Source organism: Lysinibacillus piscis (genome assembly GCF_026012395.1).
GTDB classification, from domain to species: domain Bacteria; phylum Bacillota; class Bacilli; order Bacillales_A; family Planococcaceae; genus Lysinibacillus; species Lysinibacillus piscis.
On sequence record NZ_BRZA01000001.1, the window covers coordinates 627,868 to 639,799 of the forward strand.

The 11,932-nt window shown below is 40.1% G+C and carries 10 protein-coding genes; all 10 read right to left on the reverse strand.

The features are described 5' to 3' along the window. Nucleotides 1-553: 553 nt before the first annotated feature. From pyrE to pyrR, 10 genes are read right to left on the reverse strand one after another with little or no spacing between them, the layout of a single operon-like run. Nucleotides 554-1,183 (reverse strand): orotate phosphoribosyltransferase, encoded by a 630-nt coding sequence (pyrE, locus tag OPF91_RS03260; protein ID WP_264987248.1) that lies wholly within the window; start codon nt 1,181-1,183, stop codon nt 554-556. A 2-nt stretch (nt 1,184-1,185) separates the two neighbouring features. After that, nucleotides 1,186-1,890 carry an orotidine-5'-phosphate decarboxylase gene (pyrF, locus tag OPF91_RS03265; RefSeq protein WP_264987249.1) on the reverse strand — a complete coding sequence of 235 codons (705 nt, stop codon included), beginning with the start codon at nt 1,888-1,890 and terminating at the stop codon, nt 1,186-1,188. Then, nucleotides 1,890-2,801, reverse strand: coding sequence for a dihydroorotate dehydrogenase (locus OPF91_RS03270; RefSeq protein WP_264987250.1), 912 nt, complete (start codon nt 2,799-2,801; stop codon nt 1,890-1,892). The genes pyrF and OPF91_RS03270 overlap by 1 nt, the downstream gene beginning before the upstream one ends. Next, the gene (locus OPF91_RS03275; protein ID WP_264987251.1) at nt 2,798-3,571 is read right to left on the reverse strand and encodes a dihydroorotate dehydrogenase electron transfer subunit; all 774 of its coding nucleotides are present in this window, start codon (nt 3,569-3,571) and stop codon (nt 2,798-2,800) included. Before OPF91_RS03275 ends, OPF91_RS03270 begins: the two co-directional genes overlap by 4 nt. Nucleotide 3,572: 1 nt before the next feature. Further along, complete coding sequence (gene carB, locus OPF91_RS03280; protein ID WP_264987252.1) at nt 3,573-6,770, reverse strand: carbamoyl-phosphate synthase large subunit; 3,198 nt, start codon at nt 6,768-6,770, stop codon at nt 3,573-3,575. Beyond that, nucleotides 6,763-7,863 carry a glutamine-hydrolyzing carbamoyl-phosphate synthase small subunit gene (gene carA / locus OPF91_RS03285; protein ID WP_264987253.1) on the reverse strand — a complete coding sequence of 367 codons (1,101 nt, stop codon included), beginning with the start codon at nt 7,861-7,863 and terminating at the stop codon, nt 6,763-6,765. The genes carB and carA overlap by 8 nt, the downstream gene beginning before the upstream one ends. Continuing rightward, entirely contained in the window at nt 7,863-9,140 is a 1,278-nt protein-coding gene (pyrC, locus tag OPF91_RS03290; protein ID WP_264987254.1) for a dihydroorotase, read from the reverse strand. Before pyrC ends, carA begins: the two co-directional genes overlap by 1 nt. Before the next feature lies 1 nt (nt 9,141). Then, nucleotides 9,142-10,020, reverse strand: a complete 879-nt coding sequence (locus tag OPF91_RS03295; RefSeq protein ID WP_264987255.1) for an aspartate carbamoyltransferase catalytic subunit — start codon at nt 10,018-10,020, stop codon at nt 9,142-9,144. A gap of 37 nt (nt 10,021-10,057) precedes the next feature. Continuing rightward, nucleotides 10,058-11,353 carry a solute carrier family 23 protein gene (locus OPF91_RS03300; RefSeq protein ID WP_264987256.1) on the reverse strand — a complete coding sequence of 432 codons (1,296 nt, stop codon included), beginning with the start codon at nt 11,351-11,353 and terminating at the stop codon, nt 10,058-10,060. Between the two features lie 14 nt (nt 11,354-11,367). Beyond that, nucleotides 11,368-11,916: a bifunctional pyr operon transcriptional regulator/uracil phosphoribosyltransferase PyrR gene (pyrR, locus tag OPF91_RS03305; protein ID WP_264987257.1), complete on the reverse strand. Its 549-nt coding sequence runs from the start codon at nt 11,914-11,916 to the stop codon at nt 11,368-11,370. Nucleotides 11,917-11,932 lie beyond the last annotated feature (16 nt).

Consider the following 11,932-nt stretch of genomic DNA (forward strand, 5'->3'; position numbering starts at 1 on the left):
TTTGCAATGAATCATGCAAGTTGTCCACTTGAATTTTTTGAGTATCGAATGAATGTTGATATTACTGATTTTCGTTCAAGTGGACATGTCTAGTTGAAAAACTTAATTTGTCCAGTTGTCCACTTGAAATGTTCTGAATACAATTAATGTAGATGAAAGTCCATGCAAGCCGTTATATCAATGTTTGCAAGTCTCTGCAAGACGAAATAAAGAGGTAATCACATTTTGAACTTTTACGTTAAAAATCATGATTACCTCAATTTTTTGCAAACTATCAAATTTTCTGTCCCAGATTGATTTTCCTTGTATCCCTTGATATCCCTATGTTTCCTCATATATCTTAGGTTATCCCACATCACTTATTTTTTGCAGGATTCCTCACAAAAGAACAATAATTCATCATTTTCAATAAAAAAAGTGGTATGAAAAAACTTTTCATACCACTTACACTTTGTTGTTATTGCAAATTTGTTTATCGCTTTTTGAGTATGGCTAATGCTTCATCTCACCCATACTTTCACCACAAAGTCACTTTTCTTTATTATTTAAAAAATTAAAGTTCTCCTGCTTTTAATTTAGCATGCCAATCTTGCAGGAATGGAATATCTTCTTCTTTAATAGCGCCAGATTCATTAGCTGCTTCTATTAAATAGTCGAAATTTGTTAATGATACATATTTTATACCAGCTTCATCAAATGCTTGTTCTGCACGTGGTAAATTGTAAGTATAGACACATACAACACCTAACACTTCACAGCCAGCTGCACGCAATGCTTCTACTGCTGTAATCGAAGAACCACCTGTAGATACGATATCTTCTACAACAACTACTTTTTGCCCTGCCGCATATTTTCCTTCAATTTGGTTGCCTCGACCATGCTCTTTTGCTTTTGAGCGAACATAGACCATTGGCAATTCTAAAATATCACTTACCCATGCTGCATGTGGGATACCCGCTGTTGCTGTACCTGCTACGATTTCTGTACCACTGAAATTTTCTTTAATAACGGATGCTAAGCCATTTGCTAATTGTTTACGAATCACTGGATCAGAAATCGTTAAACGTGTATCACAGTAAATAGGTGATTTGATACCTGATGCCCATGTAAATAATTCTGTTGGATTTAATTCAACTGCTCCTACTTTTAACATAGCGTGTGCGATTTCGTTTTGTAATGTCATTTTTATGCCTCCCATAATTCACGTACTTGTTTGTATGCTGCTACTGGATTTTGTGCACCTGTTACAGCGCGACCAACAACGATTAATGAAGATCCATCATGCTTTGCCCCATCTGGCGTTGCAATGCGTTTTTGGTCATGCGTGTCACCGCCCGCTAGACGAATACCTGGTGTTACACGTAAGAAATCCTCTCCACATGCATCTGCAATTGCTTGTGCCTCATGAACAGAGCATACCACGCCATTTAAGCCCGCTTCTTTTGTTAAGCTTGCATAATGTAACACAGATTCTTGTAAGGATAATGCAATTTTTTGCTCTCGTTGCATTTGCTCCTCTGTTGTTGATGTTAATTGTGTCACAGCAATTAATGCAGCACGTTTACTTCCTACTGCTGTTCCTGCCTCTAGCCCTTCAAGTGCTGCCTCCATCATCGGACGCCCACCCGCTGCATGAACATTGACTAAATCAACGCCCAATTTTGCTAAGCCCTTCATAGCAGAGCCAACTGTATTTGGAATATCATGTAGCTTTAAATCTAGGAAAATATCATGTCCAAGTGCCTTTACTTTGCGTACAATATCTGGACCTTCCTGCATATAGAGTTCCATACCAATTTTCACAAAAAGAGGTTCATTAAATTGCTGTAAAAAATCAAATACATGCTGTTCACTTGGAAAATCCAGTGCCAATATCGGTTTTGTATTCATTAGCGATGGCTCCTTCCGATAATTTCTGCAATATGGGTGACACCTAGGTCATCTAATTTTGCTGGTAGTTCATCAATAATGTTTGGGCAAACAAAATGATCGACAAAGTTTGCTGTTCCGACTGCTACTGCTGAAGCACCTGCTGACATAAAGTCAATGACATCCTGTGCCTCTGTAACACCACCCATCCCGATAATCGGAATGTTAACTGCTTTATATACTTCATACACCATACGAATTGCTACTGGCTTAACAGCAGGACCTGATAAACCACCTGTACCATTGGCGATAACTGGCTTTCCTGTACGTTCATGTAGACGCATGCCGATTAATGTATTAATCATCGTAATCCCATCTGCACCGCCTGCTTCAACAGACTTTGCAATGTCTACAATATTCGTGACATTCGGTGATAATTTGACATAGACAGGCACTGCGGATACCGCCTTTACTGCCGCTACTAGCTCACGTGCTGTTGCTGGATCTGTGCCAAATTGAATACCACCACATTTTACATTTGGACAAGAAATATTTAATTCTAAGGCTTTGACATTCGATGCAGTTGAAATACGACGTGCTACTTCTACATAATCTGCCGTTTCTGTCCCTGCTACATTCGCAATAATCGGCACATCGTAAGCCTCTAAAAATTTCAATTCCTCATTCATAACCTTATCAATACCAGGATTTTGTAAGCCGATTGCATTTAACATCCCTGCTGCTGTTTCTGCTACACGTGGTGTTGGATTTCCTGCCCGTGTTTCCACAGTTGTTGCCTTAATCATAATGGCTCCTAGCTTCGACAAATCATAAAGCTGTGCATATTCGCGGCCAAAGCCAAAGCAGCCTGATGCAGGCATGATTGGATTTTTTAAAGCTAAGCCTGGTAATTCAATCGCTAAACGACTCATAATGCCACCGTACCTTTCGGGAAAACTGGACCATCTGAACATACTTTAACATAGTCTTTTTCCACTTGTTCTGTCGTTTTACAAACACAAGCAAAGCAAGCGCCAATACCACAGCCCATACGCTCTTCAAAAGATAAATAACCTTCTTTTTCTGGATAAAAGCCTTCTAATGCCTTTAACATTGGCAATGGCCCACATGAGTAAAATACATCGAACTCAGGTATTCTTGACTCCAATACTGTTGTTACAAAGCCTTTTGTACCTTTTGAGCCATCCACTGTGACATAATGTGTCTCACCAAGTGCATTAAATTCATCCTCATAAAAACATACATCTGCTGTTTGAAAACCTAGTACATGAATCGTTTTCACGCCACGTGCATTTAATTGCTTCGATAGCTCATACAATGGCGGTACACCAATGCCTCCACCAACTAATAATGCAGTCCCACCTGCTGGCACTGCCTCTACAGGGAACCCATTGCCGATTGGCCCAAGTACATTGACAAGCTGCCCCTCACGATTCGTCGCCAATACCTTTGTTCCACGACCTTCTGCACGATAAATCATTGTAAATTCACTTTTGTCCTTATCTACATTCGCAATACTGATTGGTCGTCGTAGCAACGGCTCTAATGAATCAGACACCTTTACATGGACAAACTGGCCAGGAGTCATATCCTGAACCAGTTCACCACGTAGTGTCAATTCAAAAATGTTCGTCGCAATTTGCTTTTGCTCAACGACTATCATTTTTTCTTGACGTATCATATTAATGTACCACCTCCGCTTTTGGCATTACTTCTGCTGTAAATGTCATCGATTCAATCACACGTAGCATTGCTTCTGCTGTATCTAATGAAGTTAAGCAAGGTACACCATTTTCAACAGATTCACGGCGAATACGGAATCCATCACGTGCTGGCTGTTTACCTTTCGTTAATGTATTCACGACAAGTTGTGCTTCACCATTTTGGATAACATCAATTAACGTTTTACCCTTTGCACCGATTTTTTCAACAACATCTGTACGCACACCAGCTTCTTCAAACGCTTTTGCTGTACCTGCTGTTGCCATAATGCGGTAGCCAACTGTTGAGAAACGTTTTGCGATAGCAATAGCTTCTTCTTTATCTTTGTCAGACACTGTGAATAACACTGTGCCCTCTGTGCGAATTTCCATACCTGCTGCTACTAAGCCTTTATATAATGCTTTTTCAAGTGTTGCATCTTTCCCCATTACTTCCCCTGTTGATTTCATTTCAGGCCCTAATGTAATGTCCACACGACGCAGTTTAGCAAATGAGAAGACTGGGACTTTGACGAATACACCTTTTTGTTCTTGTGCTAAGCCTGTTGGATACCCTTGCTCTACAATTGATTTACCAAGAATCGCCTTTGTTGCGATGTTCGCCATCGGGATATTCGTAATTTTACTTAGGAATGGCACTGTACGAGATGAACGTGGGTTGACCTCGATCACATAGACTTCACCTTGTGAAATAACGTACTGGATGTTCATTAAACCAATGATGCCAAGACCTTTCGCAAGACGTGTTGTGTAATCTACTAATGTATCTTTTTGTACTTGTGTTAATTTTTGTGGTGGGTAAACAGAGATGGAGTCACCAGAGTGTACTCCTGCACGCTCAATATGTTCCATAATCCCTGGAATTAAGACATTTTCTCCATCACAAATTGCATCGACTTCAATTTCTTGACCAGTTAAATAGCGGTCTACTAATACTGGGTGATCTGGTGATGCTTCTACAGCATTTTCCATGTAGTGTTTCAATTCTTCTGTATTGTAGACGATTTCCATTGCACGTCCACCAAGTACATAAGAAGGACGTACTAATACTGGGAAGCCTAGACGGTCACCAATGGCAATCGCTTCTTCTGTCGATACAGCCGTTTCACCTTGTGGCTGTGGAATATCTAGCTCACGTAATGCTTGCTCAAATTTATCACGGTTTTCAGCACGATCAATATCTTCCAGCGTTGTACCTAAAATTTTCACACCATTTGCAGCTAGTTTATCAGCAAGATTGATTGCTGTTTGACCACCGAACTGCACAACTACACCGATTGGCTGCTCTAAATCGATAATGTGCATCACATCTTCAATTGTTAATGGCTCGAAGTATAATTTATCCGAAACCGAGAAGTCTGTAGACACTGTTTCTGGATTTGAGTTGATGATAATAGCCTCATAGCCAGCCTCTTGAATTGCCCATACAGAGTGCACTGTTGCATAGTCAAACTCTACCCCTTGACCGATACGAATTGGACCTGAGCCTAGTACGATGACAGATGGTTTCTCTGATTTAATGGATTCATTTTCATCTTCATATGTGCCGTAGAAGTATGGTGTTTCTGACTCAAATTCTGCTGCACATGTATCAACCATTTTATACACTGGAATAATGCCATGCTCTTTACGGAAAGCATATACTTCCTCAGGTGTTGTTGCCCAAAGCTCTGCTACTTTTTTATCTGCAAAGCCAAGACGTTTTGCTGTACGTAATACTTCTTTATCGTTTTGATTGTCAGCAAGTGTTTGCTCCATATCCACGATGTTTTTGAATTTATTTAAGAAGAATAAGTCGATTGCAGACCACTCATGGATTTGCTCGATTGTGACACCACGACGTAATGCTTCACCGATAAAGAATAGACGCTCATCTCCTGCTTTGCGAATACGTTTTTCAATCCATGTGTCTGAATTTTCTTCAGCATGTTTTAGCTCTAAATGTACTTGTCCTGTTTCCAGTGAACGTACAGCCTTTAACATCGCTTCTTCAAATGTGCGTCCTAATGCCATTACTTCACCAGTCGCCTTCATTTGTGTGCCTAGATTACGTTTTGCTGATTCAAATTTATCGAATGGCCAGCGTGGGATTTTCGCTACGATATAATCTAGAGCTGGCTCAAAGCATGCATACGTAGAGCCTGTTACTGGGTTTTTAATTTCATCTAATGTTAAGCCGACAGCGATTTTTGCTGCTAATTTAGCGATTGGATAACCAGTTGCTTTTGATGCTAATGCAGATGAACGTGATACACGTGGGTTTACTTCGATTACATAATAATTGAAGCTATATGGATCAAGTGCTAATTGCACGTTACAGCCACCCTCGATTTTTAATGCACGAATAATATCTAATGAAATATTACGTAGCATTTGGTTTTCACGATCTGACAATGTTTGTGTTGGTGCAACTACAATGGAGTCACCTGTATGAATGCCAACAGGGTCTACGTTTTCCATATTACATACAACAATCGCATTGTCCACAGCGTCACGCATTACTTCATATTCAATTTCTTTATAGCCTGCAATCGATTTTTCAAGTAAACATTGTGTTACTGGTGAGTATTTCAAACCAGATGTCACGATTTCCTCTAAATCTTGGTCATTGTAGCAAATACCTCCCCCTGTACCACCAAGCGTGAAGGCAGGACGCACGATTACTGGATAACCAATTCTTGCCACGAAATTTTTCGCTTCGTCTAAGTTATGAATAATATCTGACTCAGGTACTGGTGCCCCTAATTCGTACATCAGGTTACGGAATAAATCACGGTCCTCTGCTTTATGAATCGCATCTAGCTTTGTACCAAGAATTTCAATGCCTAGCTCATCCAAAATGCCTGACTGGTCTAATTCAATCGCCATATTTAAGCCTGTTTGACCACCAAGTGTTGGTAAAATGGCATCTGGACGTTCTTTACGCAAAATACGTGATACAAATTCTAAACTAATTGGTTCGATATAAACTTTATCGGCAATTTCTGTATCTGTCATAATTGTTGCAGGATTAGAGTTTATTAAAATAACACGATAACCTTCTTCTTTTAATGAAAGACAGGCTTGTGTTCCTGCATAGTCAAATTCTGCTGCTTGTCCAATGACAATCGGACCTGAACCAATTACTAAAATTGTTTCGATATCTGTACGTTTAGGCATGTTGTTTCCCCTTCCCTGCTTCTGTTTCCATCATTTCAATAAATTCATCAAATAAATGATTTGAATCTTCTGGACCTGGTGATGCTTCTGGATGATATTGCACTGTGAAAATTGGATATTGCTTATGGCGTACCCCTTCACATGTACCATCATTTAAGGCGATATGTGTTAACTCTAAATCTGTATCCTTTAAGGATTCAATATCAATTGCATAGCCATGATTTTGAGATGTTAAATCTGTACGACCTGTGCGTAAATCTTTGACTGGGTGATTTCCTCCACGATGTCCAAATGGCAACTTAAATGATTTCGCTCCACTTGCTAAAGAGAAAATTTGGTGTCCTAAGCAAATACCAAACATCGGTACTTTGCCAATTAAATTGCGTACTGTTTCAATACCCTCAGCTACATCTTCTGGATTCCCTGGTCCATTGGATAACATAATACCATCTGGATGCCATGCTAAAATATCCTCTGCTGATGTGTTATATGGCACAACCAATACATCACAATCACGTTTATTTAATTCACGAAGAATCCCATGTTTCATACCGTAGTCGATTAACACAACACGTTTTCCACGACCTGGTGAAGGGTACGCTGCTTTTGGTGATACTTCTTGTACATGGTGTGTAATCGCTGGTGTCGCTTGTAATTGTGCGACAATCTCGTCAACATTTACTTCTTCATCTGCTGCCGTTAAAATCGCTTTAACAGAGCCTTTGCTGCGAATAATACGTGTTAGTTTACGTGTGTCAATTCCTTCAATCCCAGGAATATCCTTCGATGTTAAATACGCATCTAACGTTAAGTCACAGCGGAAGTTTGAAGGTGTTTTCGCTAGTTCACGTACGACAAAACCACGAATTGCTGGTGTAATCGATTCAAAATCATCACGATTAATGCCGTAGTTACCAATCAATGGATATGTTAAGGTAACAATTTGTCCATAGAATGAAGGATCGGAAATGGTTTCCTGATAACCTGTCATACCTGTTGTGAAAACAACCTCACCTTGTGAAGCACGTTCACTACCGAACGCTATCCCCGTAAATACTGTGCCATCTTCTAGAATTAGTAAACGTTTTTTCATCATTCTGCCTCCTGATATACGATATTGCCTTCAAAAATTGTCAGTACTGGCCATCCTTTTGCTACCCAGCCATTGAATGGTGTATTGCGCCCTTTAGATACAAAGCCCTCTGCATCAATTGTTTGTTCCTTCGATAAATCAAGTAAAATCATGTCAGCCGAAGCCCCCACTTCCAATCTACCGTATGGTAAATCGAAAATTTTTGCTGCTTTGACAGTCATCCAATCAATCAATTGCTTTAATGTCCATTTACCTGTTTCCACAAATTGTGTATATAATAGTGGGAACGCTGTTTCAAAGCCCACAATGCCAAATGGTGCACCTACCATACCACAACATTTTTCCTCTACTGTATGTGGTGCATGGTCTGTTGCAATACAATCAATCGTGCCATCTAGCAATGCGGCATGTAAGGAATCCTTATCATCTGCTGCACGTAATGGCGGATTCATCTTCCAATTTGCATCATCTGAAGGGATGTCCATTTCTTCAAGTAATAAATGGTGCGGACAAACCTCTGCTGTCACACGAATACCCGCTGCTTTTGCATCACGCACTGCACGAACAGATTCTTTTGATGATACGTGACAGACATGATAACGAGCACCTGCCGCCTCTGCTAGTAATACATCTCGTGCAATTTGTACAGATTCACAGATGGACGGAATACCTGGTAAACCAAGCTCCTTATTGCGTTTCCCTTCATGCATAACCCCATCATAAATGAGTGAATTATCTTCACAATGTGCCACAACAACCATATCGTGCTGTGCTGCATCCTGCATTTGCTCATACATCGTACTTGCTAGCTGAATACCTACACCATCATCCGAAAACGCTACTGCACCTTGTGCTTTCAACTCTACGATATTTGTACGTACCTCACCAGAAATATCCTTTGTTAAAGAGCCATATGGCAGTACACGAATGACTGCACTTTCTTGAATAAGACCTTTGATCAACTGCATATTTTCAACTGAATCAGGTACTGGCTTTGTATTTGGCATCGCACAAATCGTTGTGAAGCCACCTTTTGCAGCAGAGGCTGAGCCTGTCGCAATCGTTTCTTTATGTTCAAAGCCTGGCTCACGTAAATGTGTGTGTACATCGATAAAGCCTGGTGCAACGATGAATCCATTACCTTCAATTATTTCAGCATTTTCTAGCTGTACATCTTGTCCAATTGCTGTAATTTTGCCATCAGCCATTGCGATATTTACCGTTTGTAATTCACCTTGCTCATTTAGCATTTGCACATTTTGAAGTACCTTTGTCATCTTATTCTCTCCCTTTTAAAATGGTTTCGACAATCGCCATACGTGTAAAGACGCCATTACGTACTTGTTCAAAAATACGAGAGCGTTCACACTCCACTAGCTCTGATGTAATTTCTACATCTCGATTGACAGGTGCTGGATGCATAATAATCGCTGTATCTTTCATTCGCTGCTCTCTTTCAATCGTCAAGCCGTATTTTTCATGATAGCTTTCTTTTGAAAAACTTTTATTCACCTTATGACGTTCATGCTGTACACGAAGTAACATAATGACATCACTTGTCTCGATTAAATCATCCCATGAATGGTGTGCCTCAAAGCCACCAGCCCATTCTTCTGGACAAAGGAAGTGAACATTTGCCCCTAAACGTTGTAGAGCTGATGCATTTGATTTGGCTACACGACTATGCGAGATGTCACCTGCAATTGTAATATTTAAACCTTCAAATGAACCGAATTCTTTTTTGATGGTGTAAAGATCTAGTAATGATTGAGAAGGATGTTGCCCTGCTCCATCACCTGCATTAATGACGGCAACATTAATACCTTCTAGTAATTCGTTGTAGTATTCATCTTCGGTGGCACGAATAACGACGGCATCTATACCAATCATCTCTAACGTTTTTACCGTATCATACATTGTTTCCCCTTTTGTGACACTTGAAAACCCTGCATCAAACGGAATCACTGTACAGCCTATTTTACGCTCAGCCATTTCAAAGCTCGTTTTTGTACGTGTACTTGGTTCAAAAAATAAGTTAGCTACGTTGTAAGACTTAGATAATACGGATGTTTCACCGTTTTCAAATGCTTGTGCACGATCTAGAATAGTGTTAATTTCTTCTACTGTTAAATGTTCCATTGATAATAAATTCTTCATCATGCATCCTCCATTAACGTGTTTATCCTCAAATAGACTACTTCGATTTCACAGGTATTTCTGCTTCTTTTCTTCCTGGTAATACAAGGTTTAACACAACACCAATAATCGCTGCTAGTGCCATTCCCTCTAAACTTAGAGCTTCGGTAATAACAATTTTTGCACCACCGATACCAATGACCAAAATAACAGAGGCAATGACTAAGTTACGGCTATTACCAAAGTCAATATGCTGATCAACTAACATCCGTAACCCACTCGCTGCAATAATCCCAAACAGCAAGATGGACACGCCACCAAGAACTGCTGTTGGAATGGTAGCAATCACAGCCATAGCTTTCCCAAAGAACGCTAGCACAATGGCTAATACTGCTGCTCCTGCAATCACATAAATACTATAAATACGTGTAATTGCTAGCACACCGATATTTTCACCGTATGTTGTTTTCGGCGGTCCCCCGATACAGGCACTAATCAATGTTCCTAAACCATCACCTAAAAGAGAACGGTGTAAACCAGGCTCTTTAATATAGTCACGATTCACTACTTTGCCTAGCACTAACTGATGACCGATATGTTCTGAAATTGTGACAATAACAATCGGCACCATAATCAGAAGAATTTTAGTCGTGATTTCAAAATCATAATGGACACCTGGAATTAAGAAATCAGGCTTAGCAAAAAAGGATGCCTTCGCTATTGGTGCATAATCCACAATTCCAATCATCATGGAATAAAGATACCCTACGATTAACCCCATTAAAATCGGCATCGTACTTAAAATGCCTTTAAAGAAAATCGTGAAAATAATCGCTGTAAATAAGGTAACCAAGGCAGCTGAAAAATGTAGCATACTATACTTACCATCTACATTCATCGCCATGTTGACTGCTGTACCCGATAAACCTAGTCCAATGACCATCGTGACAGGTCCTACAACGATAGGCGGTAAAATTTTCATAATCCATTGATAGCCACTTTTCCAAATCACTAAGGATACAAGACCATATGTAATCCCTACAGCCATTGCACCAATCATGGCATTGCCTGGATGGACGCTTGCCCCATTTTCATTTAACCCGCCTGCTGCAAGAAGGATTGGCGTGATAAAGGCAAAGGATGAGCCTAAATAAGCAGGCACTTGAAATTTCGTAATGAGTAAAAAGCATAATGTTGCAATCCCACTTGTTAACAGTGCAATTGCTGGGCTAAGACCTACAAGTGTAGGCACTAAAATAGTTGAACCAAACATGGCAAACATATGCTGAAAACTTAATGTCACCAATTGAATCGGTGTTGGCTTATCTTGAACATCTAATATCGCTTTTGACATGTTGGCTCCTCTCCTTATGCTTCCTCTTCTTTATACAGAACAACACAGTCTTGCTGGTCTACTTCTTGCAAGTTCACTATGATGCGTTCTGAACCTGATGTTGGCACGTTTTTTCCTACGTAATCTGCTCGAATCGGTAACTCTCGATGTCCTCTATCAATTAAGACGGCTAATTGAATTTGAGCAGGTCGACCTAAATCCATCACAGCATCTAGTGCGGCTCTTACTGTACGGCCTGTGTAAAGCACATCATCTACTAAAATAATTTTTTGATTAACGACAGCATCCTCAATCACTACTTGCTCAACATGGGCTTGTTCGTTCTCATGCTTTGTTGATAAATCATCCCGGTACAATGTGATATCCAGCTCACCCGTGCGGATTGGCTTGCCTTCTATTTTTTCGATTCTTGCAGCTAAACGTTTTGCAAGAAAAGCCCCTCTTGTTTTAATTCCTACTAATATACATTCGTCAATCCCTTTATTACGTTCAATAATTTCATGCGCAATACGTGTCAATGCCCTTGCCATAGATGGGCCATCTAGCAGTTCATTTCGTACCATACTCTACTCTCCCTCC